At 58.7% G+C, this 22,333-nt stretch carries 24 protein-coding genes; 12 read left to right on the forward strand and 12 right to left on the reverse strand.

The genetic code is table 11. From position 1 onward, the window contains the following. Positions 1-45: 45 nt before the first annotated feature. Positions 46-462 carry a MerR family transcriptional regulator gene (locus tag ACN0TA_RS16180; RefSeq protein WP_417584828.1) on the reverse strand — a complete coding sequence of 139 codons (417 nt, stop codon included), beginning with the start codon at positions 460-462 and terminating at the stop codon, positions 46-48. A 44-nt stretch (positions 463-506) separates the two neighbouring features. Here ACN0TA_RS16180 and ACN0TA_RS16185 point away from each other — a divergent pair, with 44 nt between their 5' ends. Beyond that, entirely contained in the window at positions 507-2,675 is a 2,169-nt protein-coding gene (locus tag ACN0TA_RS16185; RefSeq protein ID WP_417584830.1) for a heavy metal translocating P-type ATPase, read from the forward strand. Between the two features lie 90 nt (positions 2,676-2,765). Here ACN0TA_RS16185 and ACN0TA_RS16190 read toward each other — a convergent pair whose 3' ends face one another. Beyond that, a complete protein-coding gene (locus ACN0TA_RS16190) occupies positions 2,766-3,020 on the reverse strand; it encodes a hypothetical protein (RefSeq protein WP_417584832.1) in 255 nt (84 codons plus the stop codon). After that, positions 3,020-3,760 (reverse strand): SOS response-associated peptidase, encoded by a 741-nt coding sequence (locus ACN0TA_RS16195; RefSeq protein WP_417584834.1) that lies wholly within the window; start codon positions 3,758-3,760, stop codon positions 3,020-3,022. Before ACN0TA_RS16195 ends, ACN0TA_RS16190 begins: the two co-directional genes overlap by 1 nt. A gap of 111 nt (positions 3,761-3,871) precedes the next feature. Between ACN0TA_RS16195 and ACN0TA_RS16200 the strand changes: the two genes are divergently transcribed. Further along, a complete protein-coding gene (locus ACN0TA_RS16200) occupies positions 3,872-4,363 on the forward strand; it encodes a hypothetical protein (protein WP_417584836.1) in 492 nt (163 codons plus the stop codon). A gap of 704 nt (positions 4,364-5,067) precedes the next feature. Here the strand turns inward: ACN0TA_RS16200 and ACN0TA_RS16205 are convergent. After that, complete coding sequence (locus ACN0TA_RS16205) at positions 5,068-5,829, reverse strand: class I SAM-dependent methyltransferase (RefSeq protein ID WP_417584838.1); 762 nt, start codon at positions 5,827-5,829, stop codon at positions 5,068-5,070. A gap of 118 nt (positions 5,830-5,947) precedes the next feature. Beyond that, positions 5,948-6,637 carry a phosphonate metabolism transcriptional regulator PhnF gene (gene phnF / locus ACN0TA_RS16210; protein WP_417584964.1) on the reverse strand — a complete coding sequence of 230 codons (690 nt, stop codon included), beginning with the start codon at positions 6,635-6,637 and terminating at the stop codon, positions 5,948-5,950. On the opposite strand from phnF, the gene ACN0TA_RS16215 reads away from it, so the two are divergent. The 6 genes from ACN0TA_RS16215 (at position 6,584) to phnN (ending at position 10,316) form a co-directional block, all read left to right on the forward strand. Then, the gene (locus ACN0TA_RS16215) at positions 6,584-6,718 is read left to right on the forward strand and encodes a hypothetical protein (protein ID WP_417584840.1); all 135 of its coding nucleotides are present in this window, start codon (positions 6,584-6,586) and stop codon (positions 6,716-6,718) included. The genes phnF and ACN0TA_RS16215 overlap by 54 nt on opposite strands. A gap of 32 nt (positions 6,719-6,750) precedes the next feature. Further along, positions 6,751-7,041, forward strand: coding sequence for a hypothetical protein (locus ACN0TA_RS16220; RefSeq protein WP_417584966.1), 291 nt, complete (start codon positions 6,751-6,753; stop codon positions 7,039-7,041). A gap of 63 nt (positions 7,042-7,104) precedes the next feature. After that, on the forward strand, positions 7,105-7,947 hold the full coding sequence (gene phnE, locus ACN0TA_RS16225; RefSeq protein WP_417584842.1) for a phosphonate ABC transporter, permease protein PhnE: 843 nt from the start codon (positions 7,105-7,107) through the stop codon (positions 7,945-7,947). After that, positions 7,947-8,642: a DUF1045 domain-containing protein gene (locus ACN0TA_RS16230; protein WP_417584844.1), complete on the forward strand. Its 696-nt coding sequence runs from the start codon at positions 7,947-7,949 to the stop codon at positions 8,640-8,642. The genes phnE and ACN0TA_RS16230 overlap by 1 nt, the downstream gene beginning before the upstream one ends. Beyond that, complete coding sequence (locus ACN0TA_RS16235; RefSeq protein ID WP_417584847.1) at positions 8,639-9,775, forward strand: alpha-D-ribose 1-methylphosphonate 5-triphosphate diphosphatase; 1,137 nt, start codon at positions 8,639-8,641, stop codon at positions 9,773-9,775. The genes ACN0TA_RS16230 and ACN0TA_RS16235 overlap by 4 nt, the downstream gene beginning before the upstream one ends. Beyond that, positions 9,765-10,316 (forward strand): phosphonate metabolism protein/1,5-bisphosphokinase (PRPP-forming) PhnN, encoded by a 552-nt coding sequence (gene phnN / locus ACN0TA_RS16240; RefSeq protein WP_417584849.1) that lies wholly within the window; start codon positions 9,765-9,767, stop codon positions 10,314-10,316. Before ACN0TA_RS16235 ends, phnN begins: the two co-directional genes overlap by 11 nt. A gap of 12 nt (positions 10,317-10,328) precedes the next feature. Here phnN and ACN0TA_RS16245 read toward each other — a convergent pair whose 3' ends face one another. The 7 genes from ACN0TA_RS16245 to ACN0TA_RS16275 all read right to left on the reverse strand — a co-directional run bounded on the left by ACN0TA_RS16245 (position 10,329) and on the right by ACN0TA_RS16275 (position 18,049). Further along, positions 10,329-11,093 (reverse strand): SDR family oxidoreductase, encoded by a 765-nt coding sequence (locus ACN0TA_RS16245; protein ID WP_417584851.1) that lies wholly within the window; start codon positions 11,091-11,093, stop codon positions 10,329-10,331. Between the two features lie 109 nt (positions 11,094-11,202). Then, entirely contained in the window at positions 11,203-12,933 is a 1,731-nt protein-coding gene (locus ACN0TA_RS16250; protein WP_417584968.1) for an IlvD/Edd family dehydratase, read from the reverse strand. Positions 12,934-12,980: 47 nt separating this feature from the next. After that, positions 12,981-13,910, reverse strand: a complete 930-nt coding sequence (locus tag ACN0TA_RS16255; RefSeq protein WP_417584853.1) for a DMT family transporter — start codon at positions 13,908-13,910, stop codon at positions 12,981-12,983. Then, a complete protein-coding gene (locus tag ACN0TA_RS16260; protein WP_417584855.1) occupies positions 13,911-15,122 on the reverse strand; it encodes a mandelate racemase/muconate lactonizing enzyme family protein in 1,212 nt (403 codons plus the stop codon). A gap of 73 nt (positions 15,123-15,195) precedes the next feature. After that, positions 15,196-16,203 carry a DctP family TRAP transporter solute-binding subunit gene (locus tag ACN0TA_RS16265; protein ID WP_417584857.1) on the reverse strand — a complete coding sequence of 336 codons (1,008 nt, stop codon included), beginning with the start codon at positions 16,201-16,203 and terminating at the stop codon, positions 15,196-15,198. A gap of 38 nt (positions 16,204-16,241) precedes the next feature. Then, positions 16,242-17,519, reverse strand: coding sequence for a TRAP transporter large permease subunit (locus tag ACN0TA_RS16270; RefSeq protein WP_417584859.1), 1,278 nt, complete (start codon positions 17,517-17,519; stop codon positions 16,242-16,244). Further along, positions 17,516-18,049 carry a TRAP transporter small permease gene (locus ACN0TA_RS16275; protein WP_417584861.1) on the reverse strand — a complete coding sequence of 178 codons (534 nt, stop codon included), beginning with the start codon at positions 18,047-18,049 and terminating at the stop codon, positions 17,516-17,518. Before ACN0TA_RS16275 ends, ACN0TA_RS16270 begins: the two co-directional genes overlap by 4 nt. A gap of 210 nt (positions 18,050-18,259) precedes the next feature. On the opposite strand from ACN0TA_RS16275, the gene ACN0TA_RS16280 reads away from it, so the two are divergent. The 4 genes from ACN0TA_RS16280 to ACN0TA_RS16295 all read left to right on the forward strand — a co-directional run bounded on the left by ACN0TA_RS16280 (position 18,260) and on the right by ACN0TA_RS16295 (position 22,242). After that, a complete protein-coding gene (locus ACN0TA_RS16280; RefSeq protein WP_417584863.1) occupies positions 18,260-19,291 on the forward strand; it encodes a LacI family DNA-binding transcriptional regulator in 1,032 nt (343 codons plus the stop codon). Between the two features lie 25 nt (positions 19,292-19,316). Further along, a complete protein-coding gene (denD, locus tag ACN0TA_RS16285) occupies positions 19,317-20,306 on the forward strand; it encodes a D-erythronate dehydrogenase (protein WP_417584865.1) in 990 nt (329 codons plus the stop codon). Further along, positions 20,303-21,049: an SDR family oxidoreductase gene (locus ACN0TA_RS16290; protein WP_417584867.1), complete on the forward strand. Its 747-nt coding sequence runs from the start codon at positions 20,303-20,305 to the stop codon at positions 21,047-21,049. Before denD ends, ACN0TA_RS16290 begins: the two co-directional genes overlap by 4 nt. A gap of 65 nt (positions 21,050-21,114) precedes the next feature. Next, the gene (locus ACN0TA_RS16295) at positions 21,115-22,242 is read left to right on the forward strand and encodes a fumarylacetoacetate hydrolase family protein (RefSeq protein WP_417584869.1); all 1,128 of its coding nucleotides are present in this window, start codon (positions 21,115-21,117) and stop codon (positions 22,240-22,242) included. The last annotated feature ends 91 nt before the right edge of the window (positions 22,243-22,333 follow it).

Genomic DNA, 22,333 nt, shown 5'->3' on the forward strand with positions numbered 1-22,333 from the left:
CAAAGCGGCACCGGCATAGATCAGTAGTTAGGAAAATTGGCATGATCAGTGCTCGGCGCTGCAGTGGCTGTGATCGGCCAGTGCCTCGACGATCCGGCAGTCGCAAATCCTGCCATGGCCGCATTCATTGACCATCCGGGACAGCTCGCTCTTGAGCGCCTTCAGGCTTGCGATGCGTCGGTCGATTTCCAACAGGTGGCTGCGCGCGATGCTGTCGACCTGATGGCAGGACGCTTGGGGTTCGGCGGTCATGGCGAGGAGCGTCCGGATGTCCTCGACCTCGAACCCCAGTTCGCGGGAATGCCGGATGAAGTTCAGCCGATCGGCTTCGGCTTTTCCGTAACGGCGCTGATTGCTTTCAGTTCGTGACGGTTCCGGCATCAGACCAATCTGTTCATAGAACCTGATCGTCGGCACCTTGACGCCGGTTCGCTTCGACAATTCGCCGATTGGGAAATTCATTCAAAATACCTCTTGAGGCTCTAGCGGCTAGAGGGATTAGCATCATGCCGACTCATAAGAAAGGGCCTGTCATGACCGAAGCCATCGTCACGAAGTTCCGCGTCGGCGGAATGGACTGCGCCAACTGTGCCAGCAAGGTTGAGAATGCTGTCTCGCGTCTGCCCGGCGTGACCGAGGTTGGGGCGTCCTATACCGCGCGGTCGATGATGGTGACCCACACCGGTGTCCCGGTCGCCGCCATCCGCAAGGCGGTGAAAGCAGTGGGCTACGCGGCGGCGCCTGCCGATGACCCGATGCAAACCCGAGCCGACCAAGCCGATGATCATTTCGAACTCGAGGACGGGCCGTGGTGGCGGACGCGAAAGGCCATGCTGACCCTGAGCTGCGGGTCGGCGCTGGCGGTTGCGTATCTGGTCGGACAGGTGTTTCCCGAAATCGGACATTGGGCGTTTCTTATGGCGCTGCTGGTCGGCCTGGTGCCGATCGGTCGTAGTGCCGTTTCCGGTGCTATGCATGGGACGCCGTTCTCGATCGAGACCTTGATGAGCATCGCCGCCATCGGCGCCGTTTTCATCGGTGCGACGGAGGAAGCCGCTACCGTAGTCCTTCTGTTTCTGGTCGGTGAGCTCCTCGAGGGTCTCGCCGCCGGCCGTGCCCGGGCGAGCATTCGCGGCCTGACCAACTTGGTGCCCAAAACCGCGCTGGTGGAGAGGAATGGGGAGACCGAAGAGGTCCAGGCCGACGCTCTGCGCATCGGAGATACTTTGATAGTCCGGCCCGGCGATCGCATTGCAGCGGACGGCGACATCTTGGACGGCAGCAGTTCTATCGACGAGGCGTCGGTTACCGGCGAGAGCGTGCCAAATGCCAAGGGGGTCGGGGCGGCGGTGTTCGCCGGAACGATCAACATCGATGCCGTGCTGCGTGTGAACATCACTGCCGCTGCAGCGGACAACACCATTGCCCGCGTCGTCAAGCTCGTCGAGGAGGCGCAGGAAAGCAAGGCGCCGACAGAAAGATTCATCAATCGCTTCTCCAAGGTGTATACGCCCGGCGTCTTGATTGTTGGTGCATTGGTGGCCATCGCGCCTCCCGTATTTTTCGGCGGCAATTGGAGCGAATGGATATACAAGGGATTGGCCGTACTTCTGATTGGCTGCCCGTGCGCCCTGGTGATATCCACCCCCGCGGCCATTGCTGCAGGCCTCTCGGCGGGTGCCCGGCGTGGCCTGCTTCTCAAAGGCGGAGCCGTGCTGGAGGGACTGCGGAACATCACTGCCGTCGCCTTCGACAAGACCGGCACATTGACGGCCGGCAAGCCTGTGGTCACAGACATCGTCGCGATCGGTCGATCCCAGACCCAGTTGTTGTCCATGGCGGCAGCACTGGAGAGCGGATCGTCCCACCCGCTGGCACTGGCTATTCTCGCCAAGGCGAAGGAGGCCAAGGCACCGGTGCCACCCGCCTTCGGCGCCAAGGCGCTGGCCGGGAAGGGCGTGTCCGGCAATGTAGGCGGCGTCGAGGTGCTATTGGCATCCCCCTTGGCGATTGCCGAGACGGTCGCGATTGCCAATGACCTAGCCACCCGCATCGAAACCTTCAACGACGAAGGCAAGACGGTTTCCGTCCTGCTGGCAAATAACCAGGTCATCGGCCTGATCGCCATCCGGGACGAGGCGCGCCTTGATGCAGTCGCCGGCCTGAAGGCACTGCGCGATGCCGGCATCGCGACAGTGATGCTGACCGGAGACAACCAGCGCACGGCATCGGTCATCGGCGCTGGGTTGGGCATCGAGGTAAAGGCAGAGCTGATGCCACAGGATAAGCAGCGGATCGTCCGTGAGATGCGGTCAGCGGGTCAGGTCGTGGCCAAGGTCGGCGACGGGATCAATGACGCGCCCGCCCTGGCTGCTGCCGACATCGGGATTGCCATGGGCGGTGGCACCGACGTGGCTCTGGAAACCGCCGATGCTGCCGTCCTCCATGGCCGGGTGTCCGATATCCCCGCCATGATAGACCTCTCCAAGGCAACCATGGGCAACATCAGGCAGAACATTATAATCGCCCTTGGGCTCAAGGCGGTGTTTCTGGTGACGACCATCGTCGGGATCACCGGACTTTGGCCCGCCATCCTGGCAGACACTGGCGCTACCGTGCTGGTCACGGCCAACGCCATGCGGTTGCTCGGATGGAGACCGAAGCAGTTGGCATGACAATCCGCTTGCCGCCCCCTGTAAGCAAACGCGGACTGACAGGAACCCACCCTGAAGCCGCCGTTTAACGTTGGTGAAATCTGACGACGATCAGTCGTCGTCAGGCGTTTCGAGTTTTGCCAACTCTGGGTCGAAGATCCCTGTCCGCGCCAAGGGATCTACTAGCGGCGGCGCAGTGCCGTCCAGTTGTGCGATCATCGCCTGGCAGGTCGCTTCGCCCTCATCGGCACATTCCGCCTCGCGCCGGCCAGCCGGGATGCGTTGGTACTCGGCCAACTTTCGGCGGTAATAGGTCAGCAGTGTGTCACGCTCTTTGGCCTTGGGGCCTGTGACCGGAATACGCATCACGCGACCTCGTCCAGCTTGGGGCCGACCCGCACGATCCGCAGGACACCATCAGGGAGCGGGCGCTGGAGCGCCTTGGCCTCCTCCCATGGGGCGGTCAGCCAGGTCTCGGCCTCCTCGGGCGTGGTGAGTATGACCGGCATGGCCTTGCCATGGATCGGTTCGACAATGTCATTGGGTTCGGTGGTCAGGAACGCGAAAAGGTCCGTCGTCACCACGCCTTCCTTGACCTTGCGAACCGACGTCCATTGCGGCGCCCAGATGCAGGCGAAAAAGGCGAGCGGGCGGCTGTCATCGAACGCAAACCAGATGTTGCCTCCGGCATCCTTGTTGAACTCGGAAAACGAGGTGAAGGGCACGACACAGCGAAACTCCGGCGCAAGCCATCGCTGCCAGTGCTTGCTGCTAATGTTTCGCACGTTGGTGACGCCACGATCCGGCTCTATTTCGAGCAGTGTTTTGAACTCCTCCTCGGAAAGTTCGCGTCCTTCCTTCTTTTGAATTTTCTCGGCGCGGGCCTTCGCCGCTTTGAATTGGACAAAGGAGCTAGTGGGCATGCCCCAGCGCACCTTGGTCAGTTCGCGCTCACCCTGGAAATTGCGGACGATTGGCGCGAGATTGTCAGGGAAGATCGCAGGCGCGGGCGGGAAATTTCCGACGGCCGCCTCATTCACCTTGAAGCCTTTGACGAGGTCGCGGATCGCCTGGATGTTGGTGGTCACTGAATAGAGGTTGCACATTTGCCGTTCTCCCTTTTCCCCATACCAACCGAAAATGTGAACGGGTGCAATCTTGTTCTTGTTTCGTTCTAAGTCTATGACTCGGTTCCTTGAGAGTCCATCGGGTGCGGCATGTTCAAGGAAACCGACAAGATCACACAATTCGGGCCACCGGTCCTGGTCATCAAATGCGAGGACTGCAAGCGGCACGGCGAAATGAAAATTCACAACGCCGTCCGCCGTTATGGATCCGACATCACAGTTGCGGAGTGGACGAAGCGGGTTGCCGAGGAGGGCGGATGCAAGCGTGTGGTCGAAGGGTATTGCCGGGCCTTCGTGTTTCAGGAGTCCGTAACGTGGTGGGCCAGCCTTTCTGATGCCCAGCACAACGGGTGGCGACCGATCCTGCGCTGTCTGCGGCGCCATTACGCTCTCAAGCGCGTCAATGCCTGCCCGCCCATCGAACTGGACCTGCGCAGCCTTTTGGCAACCCATGGGAGGGAGTGTCCTCTGTCGAAACTGGAACGATGGGCACGCTGCCCGCAATGCGGCTCCAGTGGTGCCACCATCCAATGGGCTCTGTCTGACGATGAGGTGGCTGAGTTCCGGTTCGGCGGAGCGTAGGGTAATGGCTTCCGATTCAAGGCCCACCACCAAGATATGATGCGGGAAATGGTTGAGCAGGGTAACGAAGAGACGCTAGATTTGATCTGGGGCGCAGCGAACATCGCGAAGTTTCTGAACCTCAATTCGACAAGGCAGGCATTCTGGTTTCTCGAAAACGGAAATATCCCGGCGCGCAAGGTTGGCAACCGATGGGTTGCCAGCCATAGGGTGCTAAAGGCCCACTTTGAAGGAATGAGCGCGAAGTAGGCAACCCAGAGAAGATGGAGTTGTTTCTGGTGCGGCTCGGTACGCAACTGCCGTAGTGCGGCACTTAAGAGCGAAGGCCTCGATATAGACGGGGTTAAAAATGTTCGGCTCTCTTCGGGCAGACAGTGCTCCGTGGTTCACCTGAACCACTTTGAAGGAACATATCTGGTACAAATGCGGATATTTGGGGTCCGTTACCTTGAGTAACCGTAGAAAAACAGATACTTTGGCGACGGACCCCAGTTTTCACACGGCAGGGGTCACTGGTTCAATCCCAGTTACACCCACCATTTTTCCATTACAGTTTTGGTTCGTCGGCTGATTCTCGGGCCGCGATTTTCGGTTCGGTGTCGTGTCGCAACCTGTGCACAGTACCATGGCTGTGCCAGGGCTCTGGTTCGGTGCCCCAACTCATGGGGGGCACCGAACTGGATGAAGATATGGCTTGGGTGCGCTCAGGCGGAAGCGCGGCGGGCTTCAATCGTTATAATCTCGGTATCCCTGGTGGGCGCAATTGCGTGCTGGTAACCGCCCGATACCACGAGGTCTGAGAAGCCGGCAGACTGGAGGGCAAGCGAGATCTCGGTGACGCCCCACCAGCGGAGTTTGAACAGGTCGAGTTCGCTCGCCACCAAATTTCCCTCCTGCCAGTGCTCATAGCGAAGATGCGACAATGTCGTTTGAGCGATGTAGTCGGTTTCCACCAGCTTGTCGGTGAGGGTCAACAGATCGCCCTCGTCAGTCGTCCAGCTTCGGACGGAGGCTGGTCCAAAAAAGCCGCCGATGGGATCGACATCAAGGATCAAACGTCCGCCAGGCCTGAGCTGCCCGTGGAACCGCTTCAAGGCTGCAAGTGCAGCGTTTGTGTCGGTTATGAGCTGGAATGAGCCTGCGGGAATGATGATGGCCGAATAGGATTTGTCGCTTTCGAAGTCCCCAAATGTCGCGCGGGTGAGGGGGGCAGAAATGTCGCGTTGACGACACGCCTCAGCGCAATAGTCGAGCATTTGTTGAGAGGCATCGTAGCCCTCGATCTCAAATCCGGCCTCCAGCAGTGGGACCAGGACGCGGCCGTTGCCGACAGCAGGCTCGAGGATGGGGCCTTGATCGCAAAGCTCAAGGCGTGAGCGATAATACTCTAGGTCGCCAAATGACCGCCCGATCGGCTTGTCCAGATTGTAGACCCAAGAAGCGAGTTTTGCGTAACGATTTTGCATTTCAAACCTTGGAAATCGAAATGGTTTTGCGCTTGTTTCAGCGATTACACATCCGGTCGTATCATCGGTTTTATGGTCTTCCAAGGGAGATTAAATTGCGGTTCGCCCAACGCGCTAATCAGGGCTTTGAAGCGAGGCCAGCGTGATTTATGCGCAACTCCATACGATCGGCAATGAATCGGGTTCGGATGGCCTGAATGGGGTAACCGGCGGCATCGACATCGATCGCGTTGCTGATCAGCACTATCGCGTCCGCAGCGCATCTGAGCAGCTCGATATCGTGCTGAGTGACGCGCTCTGCGGTGATCGCGGTCTCCAGACGCCGATAGTCAACAACGCCTTCTCGGCGCAGGGCTTGGGTTATCGATCCTGTCTCGGCATAGCCCTCGACAACCGCGGGAAACCGTTCGGCTGAAAAATACGATGTGGACCGTGATATCGGCATGCTTTCGACGACCGACAATGTCTGAAGTTTGTGCAGTGGTGCCCCAACCCTGCACGACAATTTGTCAGCCATGATGGCATCGGCGCGCACGTTGTCGGCCCGGATCAGGCGGCCCGACGGCTCAAGCCCTTGGGCCAGCATGTTCTCTGAGAACCGGGTGCGGGTGCCGATGGCATAGGCGACGGGGTCCGGCTGGGCGTTGATGAATGTGCCGCGTCCGCGTTCCGGCCGCAAAAGTCCCTCATCGGCGAGTGCCGCAATGGCGCGCCGGACAGTCTGGCGATTGACGCCGAAACGGGCTGCCAGATCGTGTTCGGCTGGCAGTTTGTCGCTAAAGATGCCTTCGCCAACCTGTATGCGAATGGCATCGGCAAGGACAACATCACAGTTCTGGTGTCACTGCATCAGGTCGAGTACGCGCGCCGCTACTGTCAGCGCCACTGATCCCGTCAGATCCGCTCGTCTGGCGCTCGGATCTGTCCGATGAGACCAAGGATGCGATTTCGATGTTCTTTCTGACCTATGGCACCGAAGAATCCGACGGTGACGTTGAGGCCGAACGCGAAATTCTTGCCGGACTGCAGTGGGCACCCTTCCGTGCATCGAGCAACGCACAGTTGCTGCCGATCCGGATCATGGATTTGACCCGCTCCATTGCCGAGATCGAATCCGATGAGGGCCTGTCCGATGACGAGCGCACAGCTCGGATCGCAGAACTCAGCGCTCAGATCGATCAGTACGAAGCTGAAATGAGCGCCTCGAACTAATCAGATCGGTGGCGGACGCGCACCGTCGGCCACCTTTCCTCATCTCAAGTTTGGATGCCCGACATGATGGATGACACAGCAATCGCCTCCAACACCCGGAGCTCGGAGCAATCGGGCATCAATGCCCAGGCTGTCTTGGCCGCTGGCGGGCAGGGACGTTTGAAACGGTTTCTGTTCCTCATCGCAATCGCATTCATCCTGGCCTGGAGCTGGGATGCTGCCGGCATGGGGCGCTGGACGTTTCTGTTCAGCGGGTCTGGAAACATGGCCGAGTATGCTTCAGGATTCATGCGACCCGATTTCAGTGACTGGGCCTATTACCTTCAGCAGATGGTGGTGACGATCCAGATCGCCATCTGGGGCACCTTCCTTGCTGTTCTGTTTGCCATCCCGCTGGGCATCATGTCAGCGCATAACATGGTGCCCTGGTGGATTCTCCAGCCTGTCCGTCGCCTGATGGACCTGTTTCGCGCGATCCACGAAATCGTCTTTGCCGTGTTGTTCGTGGTTGCTGTCGGACTGGGGCCGTTTGCCGGGGTGATGGCCCTTTTCGTTCATACCACGGGTGTCCTCGCCAAACTGTTTTCCGAAGCCGTGGAGGCCAGCGATCCGCGACCCGTAGAAGCTATTCGTACGACTGGCGCTTCGCGCATCCAGCAGATCATTTTCGGTGTGATCCCGCAGGTGCTGCCGTTGTGGATTTCCTATGCGCTCTATCGGCTGGAATCCAATGTGAGGTCGGCCACCGTGCTTGGCATCATTGGCGCTGGCGGCATCGGTCAGGTGCTGTTTGAATCCGTACGCGGATTTTACTATCCGGAATCCGCCGCTATCCTGCTCATCGTCGTGCTGACTGTCACAATGATCGACTTCGTCTCGCAATTCCTTCGTAAGCTGGCGATCTGATGCGCGTCGCAATCTACTACACGCCAGCCAAGAACAATCCGCTAGCCCGCGCTGCCGCCCAATGGCTTGGCCGTAGCGCCTTTTCCGCTGATGACGTCGCCAAGCCCGACCCTGCGATTGCGCGATGGGTGACCGAACCGCAGCGATATGGCTTCCACGCTACGCTGCGTGCGCCGTTTCACCTGGCCGATGGTGTTTCTCTGGGTGATGTCGAACAGATGGTGATGTCGCTGGCCGCCCGGACCGAAAATGTTGCTCTTGGCCAACTTCAGTTGGGATCACTGAACGGCTTTCTGGCACTTACGGCCCCCCAGGTCGGGGCCGAACTGGTTGCCCTCGAAGCGCAAGTTCGTGAACGCTGCGAGCCGTTTCGCGCTCCGCTTAATGCAGACGAGATTGCGCGGCGCAAGCCTGAGCGCCTTTCAGCATCCCAGCGGCGCAATCTGGACGATTGGGGCTATCCAAATGTTGGAACCGATTTCCGATTTCACATGACCCTGACCAATAGCCTTGGCCCAGATGCGCCGACAGGGGAACTGGCCCGCCGAGCCGACGCGGTTTTTGCCCAGCATTTGTCCAGGACGCATTTTCTGGACGCTCTTGCGATCTTTGTCGAGGACGCGCCGGGCGCGCCGTTTCGCATACTTGAGCTCTATCCGCTTCAACGACCGATCAACATGGCCGCATACTTATGAACGAACTTACATTCACCAATGGCCGCATCGTGCTTTTCGATCGGGTTGTCCATGGCTCAATAAACATACGCGACGGCGTCATTGCCGATATTTCGGAAAGTCCTTCGAGATCGGGTCAAGATCTCGAGGGCGATACCGTTATTCCCGGGTGTGTCGAGCTTCATACCGATCACATAGAATCTCACCTTCAGCCGCGCCCTAAGGTGCGCTGGAACCTCCAGGCGGCACTACGCGCCCATGATGGACAGATTGCCACCTCAGGTATCACCACAGTCTTTGATGCATTGCGGGTCGGGATGGAGGGCGATACCGAGTTCGGTGCGCAGGACATGTGCGACATTGCCCAGATCATTGCAGAGTCCGCCGAGCAAGACAGCCTGAGAGCGGAGCACTTCATACATTTGCGGTGTGAGGTGTCGGTCGACGATGTGGTTGAGCATTTCGACGCGCTGAGCGGCAATCCGCGCGTCCGGCTCGCGTCATTGATGGATCACGCGCCCGGACAGCGACAGTTTGTCGATCCTGCAGCGTACCGGCTCTATTATCAGGGCAAGAAGAAGCTCTCGGACGCCGACTTCGAACGCTATTGCGCGCGACGCACTTCGGAATCTGAACGAAATTCGGATCGAAACCGAAAACTCATCGCGCAGCGCTGCCAGGCACAAGGGACAGCGATTGCATCTCATGACGATGCTCTGCCAGCACATGTCGAGGAAAGCATAGGGCTTGGGGTTGCGTTGGCCGAATTTCCCACGACCATCGAGGCAGCACGATTGTCGCATGAGGCCGGATTGCTTGTTCTCATGGGTGCTCCCAATGTGGTGAGGGGCGGCTCGCATTCGGGGAATGTATCGGCGCGCACTTTGCTAGAGCTGGGCTGCCTTGATATCCTGTCGTCCGATTATGTGCACTTCAGCTTGATCCAGGCCGCGTTTTTTCTCGCCGATGACGGCGCGACCGATCTTGCTCATGCCGTCAGGCTGATTTTGGCCAATCCAGCCGAGGCAGCAAGGCTTGACGATCGCGGACGTATCGAGACAGGTCGTCGCGCCGATCTCGTACGGGTAAGAACTGCTTCTGGCCAACCGCCACGGGTGCATTCGGTCTGGCGGGAGGGCAATCGTGTTGCCTAGAGGGCGGTTTGCAGCTGTTGTGGGGCAGAGCGGAGCGGGCAAGGACACCTTGCTGAAAGGCGCAGCGCAGGCTTTGGCAGATCGAACCGACATCTGCTTTGTGCGCCGCGTAATTACGCGTGCGCCGGACGGTGCAACTGAAGATCACGATACGCTTTCAACTCAAGCATTCGCGACCGCGCGAGCTGCGGGAAAGTTCTGCCTGACCTGGCAAGCGCACGGACTTTGCTATGGCCCGCCGGTTGAAATCATGGCGCGGGCTGACCGTGGCACGCTATTGATCGCAAATGTCTCCCGCGGCATTCTTGATGAGGCGTCGTCGCTTTTTCAAGAGATGACGGTTATCAATATCGAAGCCGATGAGGCGGTGCTTGCCCGGCGGATTGCGGCGCGCGGGCGCGAGAGCGCCGAGGCCGTTGCAATGCGGCTGGCGCGGCGGGTCCCGCTCAAAGTCGATGGCCGCAAGGTGCATACAATTGATAATTCGTTTGATGTAGCGTCTGGAACCAAGGCGCTTGTCACGGTGCTGAACTCGCTCTGACCCGGTGTGGAGCTAAAGCGAGATTGTCAGACCGCCATCGACATAGAGGGTGTGTCCGTTGACAAAGCTCGCGGCATCAGAGGCGAGAAAGATCGCCGCGCCTTTGAGCTCATCGAGATTGCCCCATCGTCCGGCGGGTGTGCGCGCTTCAAGCCAGGCGGTGAATTTTTCGTCGTCGATCAGCGCCTTGTTGAGCGGTGTCTTGAAATAGCCCGGTGCGATGGCGTTGACCTGTAGACCCTTGCCCGCCCAATCGGTGGCCATGCCTCGCGTCAGGTTGCGTACTGCGCCCTTTGCCGCTGTGTAAGGCGCTACCGATGCTCGGGCCAATTCGGACGTGGCTGACGCGATATTGACAATTCGTCCATGACCGCGGGGGATCATGAAACGTGCAACTGCCTGGGCGACGTAAAAAACCGAGGTAAGATTGGTCCGCATCAACGCATCCCATTTGTCATGGGGAAAGTCTTCGAGAGGTGCGCGGTGCTGCATGCCCGCATTGTTGATCAGGATGTCGATCGGTGCGATGCGGGCCTCAATGCTTTCAATTGCAGAACTGACGTTTTCGGGGTCTGTAACGTCGAAGGGTACAGCGTGCGCGTCGTGGCCGTCGGCTCTTAGTGCAGCGGTGGCTGCCTCAAGCTTGTCGGAGCTGCGTCCGTTCAGGATGACGCGAGCGCCGTGGGATGCCAGCCCTTCGGCGAGCGCATAACCGATCCCCTGGGAGGAGCCGGTGATGAGCGCAGTTTTTCCTGTGAGATCGAAGAAATTGGTCATAAGTGGGCTCCTGTGATTCTGGCGAAATGTGCGCAATCAAATCGAGATAGCGCTACCTTTCGCCCCAGCCCCCGCCCCAGCAGGGGAAGGGTGACCGCAGTGGAACGGATCAATGGTTATCGCGTGGCAGGCCTTTTGATTGCGCGATGCGTTGGTAGTTGACTGCTGGTTTGAGGACGGCGCCATCGCCGAGCTGGTCGACAATGCCACGCTGGATCTCCTGCCAGGGGGTCTGGTGGTCGGGGAACGGGTAGCCGCCATTGGCTTCAAGTTCGGCGCGGCGCCGGGTGATCTCCTCGTCACTGAGCAGCATGTTTGCAGTGCCGGTCTTGAGGTCGATCCTGACCTGGTCGCCGGTCTGGATGATGGCCAGACCGCCGCCCGCTGCAGCTTCGGGGGATGCGTTGAGGATCGAGGGTGAACCCGACGTGCCCGACTGGCGGCCATCACCGATGCAGGGCAGCGAGAGGATTCCGCGCTTGATCAGGTATGAGGGCGGACGCATGTTGACCACTTCGGCAGCGCCCGGATAGCCGATGGGGCCGGCACCGCGCATAAACAGCAGTGTAAACTCATCGATCTCAAGCGCCGGATCGTCGATCCGGTGATGGTAATCCTCCGGGCCGTCAAACACTACGGCCTTGCCCTCGAACGCTTCGGGGTCGTTCGGATTTGACAGATAGCGCTTGCGGAATTCCGGCGAGATCACCGAGGTCTTCATGATAGCGCTGTCGAACAGATTGCCCGAGAGTACGATAAAGCCGGCATCCTCGGTCAACGGGGTCTCGAACGGACGGATGACATCGGTGTCGAGAATGGGCGTTGAACGGCAGTTCTCGCCGATGGTCTTGCCGTTGACGGTGGGGGCATCCTCATAAATCAGCCCCTTTTTCATCAGCTCGTTGACCACTGCGGGAACGCCTCCGGCGCGGTGGTAGTCTTCGCCCAGATATTCGCCTGCGGGCTGGAGATTGACCAGCAACGGGATATGGTGGCCATGAGCCTGCCAGTCCGATATTTTGAGATCGACCCCGATGTGACGGGCAATGGCGTTGATATGGATCGGCGCGTTTGTCGAGCCGCCGATTGCGGAATTGACAGCGATGGCGTTGAAAAAGTTTTCGCGGGTGAGGATGTCGGAGGGTTTGAGATCTTTATGGACCATGTCCACAATGCGTTTGCCAGTGCGCCAGGCGGTCGCTGCGCGGTCCTTGTGGGGGGCGGGGATGGCTGCTGAACCGGGAAGCTGCATGCCCAGTGCTTCGGCCAGCGAATTCATCGTTGTGGCCGTGCCCATGGTGTTGCAATAGCCAACCGAAGGCGCCGATGAGGCGACGAGTTCGATGAACTCCTCATACCCGATTTCGCCAGCGGCCATCATTTCCCGAGCCTTCCAGACGATCGTGCCCGAGCCGGTGCGTTCGCCCTTGAACCAGCCATTGAGCATGGGGCCGACCGAGAGCGCGATGGCTGGAATATCAACTGTGGCTGCGGCCATGAGCATGGCCGGTGTGGTCTTGTCGCAACCGATGGTCAGAACCACGCCATCAAGCGGGTAGCCATAGAGAACCTCGACAAGTCCGAGATAGGCAAGGTTGCGATCAAGCCCGGCCGTCGGGCGCTTGCCGGTTTCCTGGATCGGATGAACTGGAAACTCGAAAGCGATACCGCCAGCCTCGCGGATGCCTTCGCGCACACGGTCAGCAAGCACAATATGGTGGCGATTGCAGGGGGACAAATCCGAGCCGGTCTGCGCGATGCCGATGATCGGTTTGCCCGACTGGAGCTCTTCGCGGGTGATGCCGTAGTTCATGTAGCGCTCGAGATAGAGCGCTGTCATGTCGGGGTTGTCAGGATTGTCGAACCAGGCGCGGGAGCGCAGCTTTTTCAAAGTGTTTCTCCAGTTCCGCTCGTGCTCGATTTGACCTTGGCGGCGCGCTTTGTGCGCTGTTCGCGAAGGTAGATGATGAAGCTCGAGGTGATGATGATGGCGGCCCCAACAAGGGTGAGGACGCGTGGAAGTTCGTCAAAGAACAGATAGCCGAAAATAATTGCCCAGGGCAGGAGCGTGTATTGCAGGGGCGCCACTGCAGCGGCGTCGGCCAGCTTGACCGCGCGGTTGACGCACATATGGGCCAGCATTGCGACGACGCCGAGCGTTCCGAGCAAGAGGAAGTCGGGCAGCGTTGGGGTGACCCAGCCAAAGGGCATCAGGATTATGCCCGCAATCAAAGCGCCTGCAATCTGGAAAAAGACGAGGGTCTTATCCGGGGTGCCGCGCAGGGTGCGCCCGGTGATGACCATAAGGGCGAAGGCGAGCGTGCCAACTACCGAAACGGCAATGGCGAGCGGATTGATTTCGCCCGACGGCGTCAAAGCGATGAGGACGCCGACAAACCCAAGGCCGATAGCTGCCCAGCGGATGGGACCGACCTTTTCCTTGAGAAGAAATGGCGACATGGCAGCAACATAGATGGGCGCGGCCAGCCAGTAGGTCATCACGTCGGCAAGCGGCAGGAAATAGACCGCCCAGTAGAAACAGAACACCTCCGCTGTCGAAAACACGACGCGGGCGAATTGGAGCATGGGCCGTTCGGCCGACAGGATGGGCCTTAGTCCCGATTTCCAGAGGAAGGGCAGGAGAATGACCAGGGCGACGGCAGAACGCAGCAAAAGAACCTGGCCGACCGAATAGGTTGAAACAAGCCATTTGCCCATGGCGTCATTGAGCGAAAACAGGAACATGGCCAGCAGCATGATGAGCACGCCCATGCGGGCTGGCGACATCGTCGTGGCTGTGGCCTTCACGGTGGTCATCTAGATTTCTCCATCGACGTTCGAGCGCCGATGAATGGCATCGGGACGATCAAAAAGGTGAGGCTGTAGCTGGACCCCAAGACCGGGGGTATCGGGAAGAGTAATCTGACCCTGCTTGACGATCGGCAAGGCGTCGACCACCTCGGTGTACCAGCCGGTGTAGAGCGCGCGCACGGATTCTTGGATAAGCGCATTCCGGGCGTGGAGTGAGAACTGGCAGGAAGCCATGAAAACGACGGGCCCGGTGCAATCATGGGGCGCGACAGGAATTTGTTGGGCCTCAGCGAGAGCGGCTATCTTGCGCGCTTCAGACAGACCGCCGCACCAGGAAAGATCGAGCATGGCCACGCCGGCAACCCCGGTCGCCAGATAGTCGCGGAAAGCGTGGGGGTAGGCCAGGGTTTCGGACGCGCATATCATCGCGTCGGTGTGCGGCGCATAGGCCTTGAGGGTATCAAGGCTGTCCATGCGGACCGGATCTTCGTGCCAATAGGTATCGTAGGGTTTGAGTGCACGCGCAATACGCTGCGCGGCAGGCAGGCGCCACAGGGAATGAAACTCAACCATGATATCCATCTTGTCGCCGACCGCCTTACGGATTTTTTCGAATGGCTCGAGGGCGGTCTTGAGTTCGGCGGCGGAGATGTCGAGGCCATTGGTGCGTTCGGCTGCGATGTCAAAGGGCCAGATTTTCATGCCAGTAATCCCTTCATCGAGAAGGGATAGTGCGAGCTCGTCGGCGCGATTGAGGAAAGCATCAAGGTCCTCATAAGGACCTGCAGAGGTTTGATCGAGGCCCCAGTTTTCGACTGATTGGGCGCGATTGTCGCGAATGTAGGCGTAGCCGGCGCAGGTATTGTAGGTGCGTATGGTGTCGCGAGATTTTCCGCCCAGCGCTATGGAAACAGGGACGCCCAGCGTCTTGCCGAAAATGTCCCAGAGCGCGATATCGACAGCTGAATTGCCGCGTGTTTCCACGCCCGCGCCGCGCCATCCGAGATAACCGATCAGATCGCGGTTGATCGCTTCGATCTGCAATGGATCGCGGCCAACGAGTTTCGGGGCAACGGTTTCATGGATATAGGCTTCGACGGCTGCGGCGCCGAGAAAGGTTTCGCCGAGCCCAGTGACGCCTTCGTCGGTTCGGATCAAAATCCAGACTACGTTTCCAAACTGGCCGAGCCGCAGGGTCTCGACGCCGGTGATCTTCATGGCGCTATCCGCAGGAAAGAGACGTTAAAAAGGGCGGAGCCCAGGCCCCGCCCGTACCAGATCGGTAACGAGATTACTGACCGCGGATGGCGGCGAGTTCGCTGTTGACCCGTTCGATTACATCGGCACCGATGGAGTCTGCGCTGCGCTCGTAAACGCCGGCGACGGCGTCTCGAATTTCAGCCATTGCATCCTCGGCGATGTCGTTGACCTCAAGGCCGGCGTCCTTGATACGCTGTAGTGATTCATCGGAGAGCGAACGGCTGGCTTCGCGCTGAACGGTCTGGCCCACTGCGGTGCACTCGTAGAGAATCTGCTGCTCTTCTTCGGAATAGGTGTCGAAGATCGGCTTGGAAAACAGGACCATGAACGGCGTATAGGCGTGACGGGTGTTGGAGACGTAATCCTGCACTTCATAGAAACGCGAGGTGTCGATGGTCACGTAAGGGTTTTCCTGTGCGTCGATGGCACCAGTTTCCAGCGCCGTGAACACTTCACCGAACGCCATTGGCGTGGCGTTGGTGCCAAGCGTCTGGAACGTGTCGAGGAAGATGTTGTTCTGCATAACGCGGACACGCATGCCATCGAAATCGGCAAGGCTTTCGACCGGGCGAACCGAGTTGGACAGGTTGCGGAATCCGTTTTCCCAGAACGAGAGATTGACCAGATTATGCTCGGGCATCATTTCGGCGATGTAATCACCGAAGGCGCCGTCAAGTAAAGCGTCGGCTTCCTGCTCGTTGGAGAGCAGGAATGGCAGGTCGAAAACACCGAGTGCCGGCTCGATAGCGACCAGCGGCGATGACGACGAAATGACCATTTCCAGCGTGCCCGAACGCAGCGACTGTGCAGATTGCAGATCGTCCCCAAGCGAGGACGACCAGAAGGCATTGATTGTCCATGCGCCGTCGGTCGCATCGGCGATGCACTGGGTCATAGCCGCAACGCCGTCACCAACCGGGTGATCTTCTGCAATGCCGTTGGCAATGCGGATCGTGCGGTCGGATATCTGAGCACTTGCCGGAAGCGCCACGCTCATGGCCAGCACAGCCGCCAGCGATGTTGTGATGATGGTTTTCATTTCGATTCCTCCATTGTCATTTTGATTGTGAAATCGGCTCAGCGCAGCCACGCAAGCGGCGTGAGCACGATTTCGGGGAACAAGACGAGCAGGGCCAGCACAATGATCTGGGACAGGATGAATGGCAGCACGCCATACACTACCTTGCCCATGGGCACGCGCGACACCCCGCTGACCACGTTGAGCACAACGCCAACCGGCGGCGTGATCAGCGAGATGCAGGTGGTCATCACAAAGATGATGCCGAAATAGATAGGATCAATATCGGCTGCCCGGATCATGGGCATAAGCACCGGGGCGAAGATCAGGATCGTTGGTGCGAGATCGAGCACCATGCCCACGACGAGCAGCAGCAGGACGATGAACAGCATCAACAGCTTCGGATTGTCGATGAAAGGCTGGACCAGTCCGACGAGCTGGTTTGGAATATTGGCTGAGGTGATCAGCCAGGATGTGACCAAAGCCGCTGCCACCAGGAACATGACGATCGATGTGGTCTTTGCGGCATTAACGAACACGCGGTAAAGGCTTGCCCAGGTCAATTCGCGGTAGACGACGCCACCGACAAAAAGTGCATAAACCGCTGCGATCACGGCGGCTTCGGTGGGGGTAAAAATACCAAAACGAATGCCGGCCAGGATAATGACCGGCATGAACAGCGCCCAGACAGCAGCGCCCGCTGCTTTGAAACGCTCCTTGCCCGAGCTCTTGGGCAGAGCCTCGACCTTTTCCTTGCGGGCAACAAAGCCCCACATGGCCGCCAGTGCCAACGCCATCATCAGGCCAGGCACGATGCCGCCAAGGAACAGGCCGGTAATCGACACGTTGGCTGCAACGCCGAAGATGATATATGCGAGCGAGGGCGGGATGACCGGTGCAACGATGCCCCCCGAGGCCATGAGCCCGGCGGCGCGCGGTACATTGTAGCCGGCGTCGCGCATCATGGGGACGAGAATGGCGGCCAGCGCAGCGGAGTCGGCAGCAGCCGAGCCTGACATCGAGGCCATGATGACGGCCGCCATAACGGCAACGAAGCCCAATCCGCCCCGGATATGGCCCACACAGGTGACAGCAAAATGGACGATGCGGCGCGAAAGGCCACCGGCATTCATCAGTTCGCCGGCCAGAAGGAAGAACGGGATCGCCAGAAGGGTGAAGGTATTGGCGCCGGTGATCATCTGCTGGGCAATGATCTGGGTATTGAAAATCCCCATGTAGGACATCAGCACGATGCCGGTAGTCAAAAGCGCAAACGCGACCGGCAGGCCGATGGCAAGGGTCCCGAACAGCGAGCCCAGAAAAACCAGAATGATCATATGGCGCGCTCCACCGTCTGGTTCTCTTCATACTCGCCAGCGAAGCGGGCGATATCGGCTTCGGTGACACGACCGGTCACGATTTCGAAAATTCGAAAAAGGGCAATCAGCCCAATGCCCAGCGATGTGAAATAGCCGATGCCGTAGACCCAGATCATCGACATGCCGACGACGGCAGCGGTCATCGATGCGTTGATGGGATGCTGCACCCAGGTGCCGTGAAAGAAGACGATGGCGGTTATCAAGATGATGATGTTGGTGATCAGCATGCAGGCGATGCGACCGCGACGGCCAAACAGCCGCACTATGGTCTCGACGCCGATATGGCCGTGATCCTTGAACGCTAGCACTGCGCCGATAAACGTGAGCCAAACGAAGAAGTAGCGGCTCATCTCTTCGGAAAAGTTCAGCCCACTATTGAAGCCGTAACGAAGTACGACATTGGTGGCGACCATGATGACCATGCCCAGCATTAACGCTGCCAGCACAAATTCGATCGCCTTTACAACGATGTTGATGGCTTTAGTCATGAACGGGGTGTCCCGCACACGCCCAAAATGGCGCATTGCGCATGTTCTGGTCTCCTCCCAAGGCGCCGATAACGCTACGGCGCTGCGACACGGCGGCTGGGTGGCAATTGTCAGATTCCATCCTCGAGCCGACTGGACAAATGCTTAAATGATAGCGTATGTCATTGTCAACGGTGTGCCGATGTGAAATGAGCGCGCTGGAGGGGGATATTGAGTAGAAAAGATAATACATACAAGGCAGTAACGCTTAAAGATGTTGCCGCAGCGGCGGATGTCAGCGTTATCACTGCGTCCCGCGCATTGCGTACGCCTGATATCGTGTCCGACAAGGTGCGCGAGCGGGTGCAGCAGGCCGTCGACGCGCTTGGATATGCTCCCAATCAAGCGGCGCGGGCCCTTGCATCGGCCACTACATCGATCATTGGCGTTTTGATTCCGTCGGTCACCAATTTAGTGTTTTCGGATGTTATGCGCGGGATTTATGATGCTGTGGAGGGAACGCCTTATCAGGTGCAGCTGGGCAATACGCGCTATACCAATCGCAAAGAAGAGGAACTGCTCAGGGTATTTGCTGCGCAGCGGCCTGCCGGACTTGTGGTTTCTGGTATAGATCAGTCTCAGGCGGCGCGGGCGTTGCTCGAGAGTTTTGGCTGTCCGGTCGTCCAGGTGATGGATATCGGGCCCGATCCGATCGACATGATGATCGGCTTTGATCACCGCGAGGGCGGTCGTGCGGCGGCGCGTCACCTTATCGAAAAGGGATATCGACGTATCGGCTTTATCGGCGCGCGCATGGATCCTCGCGCGCAAAGGCGGCTCGATGGGTACTGCGAGGTCATGCATGCCGAAGGGCTCTATGATGACCGTCTGATACTGACTTCGCCGCAGGCGTCGTCGGTGCCGCGCGGCAGCGAGATGTTCGTCGATTTTCTGGGGGTTGTGCCCGACGCCGACGCTGTGTTCTGCAACAATGACGACATGGCGCTGGGTGCTCTGTTCGAGTGTCAGCGGCGCCATATCAGGGTGCCGGCCCAATTCGGCATAATGGGCTATAACGATCTCGATTATTCGTCAGTGAGCAATCCCACGGTCTCATCGATCCGCACCCTTCGCTACGAAATGGGCTACCGCGCCATCGAGATGATCATTGCCGCCGCACAAGGCGAGCGCGCCGATCCCGCAGTTGTGGATGTTGGCTATGAACTCAAGGTTCGTCAGAGCACGGACCGTAAGCAAGATTGACCTCAAGGAGGGGCAAGATCACAACATGAATATTCTGATAATCGGAGCCGCCGGTATGGTCGGCCGAAAGCTGACTGCTGCATTGGTCGCGTCGGGCACATTGTCAGGCAAGCCCATTGAGGCCATTTCGCTGGTCGATGTGATCGAGCCGGACGTGCCTGAGGCAAACGGCATCAACATAACGACGCGTGCAGTCGATATAGCAGATCCCAGCGTCGCTCGAACGCTGATCGACAATCGGCCCGACATGATTTTTCATCTTGCGGCTATTGTTTCAGGCGAGGCCGAACTCGATTTCGACAAGGGCTATGCGATCAATCTCGATGGCACCCGGTACTTGTTCGAAGCTATCAGGCACGCGGGAATGGAAAAGCCCTACTGCCCGCGCTTTGTTTTCACTTCCTCTATTGCTGTGTTTGGTGCACCGTTTCCCGACAAGATTGGCGATGAGTTTTTCCAGACGCCGCGGACCAGCTATGGCACCCAGAAGGCCATCGGCGAATTGCTTCTCGCCGATTATTCCCGTCGGGGATTTCTTGACGGGGTGGGGATCAGGTTGCCCACTGTTTGTATTCGCCCAGGTAAACCCAACAAAGCGGCTTCAGGTTTCTTCTCGTCCATCCTGCGTGAGCCGCTTGTGGGGCAGGAAGCCGTGCTGCCTGTCCCTGAAGACTCGCGGCATTGGCACGCAAGTCCTCGCGCCGCTGTCGGTTTTTTGATCCATGCTGCGCAAATGGACACTGCAGGACTGGGGACGCGCCGCAGCCTGAACATGCCCGGGCTTTCGGCAACGGTTGGCGAGCAGATCGATGCGTTGAGGCGCGTGGCCGGTGAAGAAGCCGTTGCGCTGATCAAGCGCGAGCCGGACCCCATGGTTGCAGGAATGGTTGAAGGCTGGGCCAAGGATTTCGACGCTTCCCGAGCGGTTTCTCTGGGATTTAAGGCGGAAACCTCGTTCGATGAGATCATCGCTATCCACATCGAAGACGAATTGGGCGGCGAGGTGCCGAAATGAAAATTGCAATCGTGACCGGTGGTGGAACCGGGGTTGGCAAGGCGATCGCCAAATCGCTTTACGCTAACGGGTTCTCTGTCGCGCTATTTGGGCGGCGGTTGGACGTGCTTGAGGCAACGGCTGCGGAGATCGATGGCGCTGGCGAGCGCATGATGTCGGTTTCGGTCGACATAGGTGACCGAGAGGCTGTTGGTGCCGCGTTCGAGGCTGTTGTCGCGCGGTGGGGACGACTCGATTTGCTGGTCAATAATGCTGGCATGAACGCGCCTTCCGTGGCGCTTGAAGAGGTTTCTGCTTTGCAGTGGGACCAGGTCGTGGCGGCAAATCTGTCAGGTGCGTTCTTTTGCACCCAATTTGCATTCGCCCAGTTCAAGGCGCAAAGCCCCCAAGGTGGCCGAATTATCAATAATGGGTCGATTTCGGCAACAACGCCACGTCCGCAATCTGCGCCCTATGCTGCGACCAAACATGCGATATCGGGCTTAACCAAAGCGTCGGCCCTTGACGGGCGGCCATTTAATATTGCCGTCGGACAAATCGACATCGGTAATGCGTCCACTGACATGACAACGCGGATGTCTTCGGGGGTCTTGCAGGCCGATGGGTCAACGGCAGTCGAACCGACCATTGATGCGGGCCTTATCGCAGATGCTGTCAGCTATATGGCAGGATTGCCGCTGGAGGCCAACACGCTCACGATGACGGTCATGGCCACGCAGATGCCGTTTGTTGGGCGCGGATAAAGAGTTCGCAGCCTGGAGTCGGCAAACGCTTCTAAAGCGTAAATTATCAGGAACTGGATATTGAGATGAGCATATACGATCAGGGCGTGTTTGTTGGGCGCGTGATACTTGCCGAGGGCGGACACCCGCGCATTGTGACAGTGAGAGACGGCAAGGTTATCGATATAACGAGTAAAGCCGCTCCGACTGTTCGCGACATTTGCGAGATGGGTGACCCTGCGGGTTATGTAAAGAGCGCGCAGGGCCAGCCGGTCGCCTCACTCGATGCGGTGCTTGAGGGGGGCGCCGATGGCGTCACGCTTGTCTCTCCCGTCGATCTGCAGGCAGTCAAGGCGTCCGGGGTTACATTCGTTGTCAGTCTTCTTGAGCGGGTGATCGAAGAGCAGGCCAAAGGTGACGCGGGTCGTGCCGACGCGCTGCGTGGCGAAATTCTCGAATTGATCGGTGAGGATCTTTCAAAACTGGTGCCGGGTTCGGATGCGGCAATGGCCGTAAAGGCCAAGCTGATCGAAAAGGGCGTATGGAGCCAGTATCTCGAAGTCGGGATCGGGCCCGACGCTGAAATTTTCACCAAGTGCCAACCCATGGCCAGCGTGGGACACGGCGCCGATGTGGGATTGCATCCTATCTCGACGTGGAACAATCCCGAGCCGGAAGTCGCTTTGATCGTGTCTTCAAAAGGAGAGATTCTGGGGGCTACGCTAGGCAATGACGTCAATCTGCGTGACGTCGAGGGGCGTTCTGCTTTGCTGCTGGGCAAGGCCAAGGACAACAACGCATCGGCGGCTCTGGGGCCCTTTATCAGGCTGTTTGACGGCGACTTCACGCTCGATAGCGTAAAAGCGATGGAGGTGGGACTTGAGGTCAAGGGTGAGGACGGATTTGTGCTCACCGGCAATTCGTCAATGAGCCAGATCTCACGCACACCGGAATCGCTGGTGGCTGCGGCTATCGGAGATCATCACCAATACCCCGACGGGTTGGCGCTCTATCTGGGAACGATGTTTGCCCCTGTTCAGGATCGCGATGGCGCGGGGAAAGGATTTACCCACAAGTTGGGCGATGTGGTGACGATTTCGACGCCTGCGCTGGGAGCGCTTGTCAATACAGTCCGGCTATCGACCGAATGCGATCGGTGGCGCTACGGTTCGAGGGCATTGATGGGCGATCTCGCCAAGGCGGGCCTGCTTTAAACTGACCTGTTTGGAGGCCTCATGAGGGCGAGTGGAGGCAGGCACCCCTTGATTACCAAATACTCGTTTGCCCTTGCTGTGCCGGTTGTCT

The organism is Pelagibacterium sp., from assembly GCF_048264985.1.
In the GTDB taxonomy this organism is placed as follows: domain Bacteria; phylum Pseudomonadota; class Alphaproteobacteria; order Rhizobiales; family Devosiaceae; genus Pelagibacterium.

Bases quoted from the DNA above. Each gene is read 5' to 3' on its own strand.
- ACN0TA_RS16235 (WP_417584847.1), top strand. From the start codon at position 8,639: ATGAACGAACTTACATTCACCAATGGCCGCATCGTGCTTTTCGATCGG.
- ACN0TA_RS16180 (WP_417584828.1), bottom strand. From the start codon at position 462: ATGAATTTCCCAATCGGCGAATTGTCGAAGCGAACCGGCGTCAAGGTG.
- ACN0TA_RS16200 (WP_417584836.1), top strand. From the start codon at position 3,872: ATGTTCAAGGAAACCGACAAGATCACACAATTCGGGCCACCGGTCCTG.
- ACN0TA_RS16230 (WP_417584844.1), top strand. From the start codon at position 7,947: ATGCGCGTCGCAATCTACTACACGCCAGCCAAGAACAATCCGCTAGCC.
- ACN0TA_RS16260 (WP_417584855.1), bottom strand. From the start codon at position 15,122: ATGAAGATCACCGGCGTCGAGACCCTGCGGCTCGGCCAGTTTGGAAAC.
- ACN0TA_RS16190 (WP_417584832.1), bottom strand. From the start codon at position 3,020: ATGCGTATTCCGGTCACAGGCCCCAAGGCCAAAGAGCGTGACACACTG.
- ACN0TA_RS16245 (WP_417584851.1), bottom strand. From the start codon at position 11,093: ATGACCAATTTCTTCGATCTCACAGGAAAAACTGCGCTCATCACCGGC.
- ACN0TA_RS16290 (WP_417584867.1), top strand. From the start codon at position 20,303: ATGAAAATTGCAATCGTGACCGGTGGTGGAACCGGGGTTGGCAAGGCG.
- ACN0TA_RS16265 (WP_417584857.1), bottom strand. From the start codon at position 16,203: ATGAAAACCATCATCACAACATCGCTGGCGGCTGTGCTGGCCATGAGC.
- phnE (WP_417584842.1), top strand. From the start codon at position 7,105: ATGATGGATGACACAGCAATCGCCTCCAACACCCGGAGCTCGGAGCAA.
- ACN0TA_RS16205 (WP_417584838.1), bottom strand. From the start codon at position 5,829: ATGCAAAATCGTTACGCAAAACTCGCTTCTTGGGTCTACAATCTGGAC.
- ACN0TA_RS16295 (WP_417584869.1), top strand. From the start codon at position 21,115: ATGAGCATATACGATCAGGGCGTGTTTGTTGGGCGCGTGATACTTGCC.
- ACN0TA_RS16275 (WP_417584861.1), bottom strand. From the start codon at position 18,049: ATGACTAAAGCCATCAACATCGTTGTAAAGGCGATCGAATTTGTGCTG.
- ACN0TA_RS16250 (WP_417584968.1), bottom strand. From the start codon at position 12,933: ATGACAGCGCTCTATCTCGAGCGCTACATGAACTACGGCATCACCCGC.
- ACN0TA_RS16195 (WP_417584834.1), bottom strand. From the start codon at position 3,760: ATGTGCAACCTCTATTCAGTGACCACCAACATCCAGGCGATCCGCGAC.
- ACN0TA_RS16185 (WP_417584830.1), top strand. From the start codon at position 507: ATGCCGACTCATAAGAAAGGGCCTGTCATGACCGAAGCCATCGTCACG.
- ACN0TA_RS16255 (WP_417584853.1), bottom strand. From the start codon at position 13,910: ATGACCACCGTGAAGGCCACAGCCACGACGATGTCGCCAGCCCGCATG.
- denD (WP_417584865.1), top strand. From the start codon at position 19,317: ATGAATATTCTGATAATCGGAGCCGCCGGTATGGTCGGCCGAAAGCTG.
- ACN0TA_RS16270 (WP_417584859.1), bottom strand. From the start codon at position 17,519: ATGATCATTCTGGTTTTTCTGGGCTCGCTGTTCGGGACCCTTGCCATC.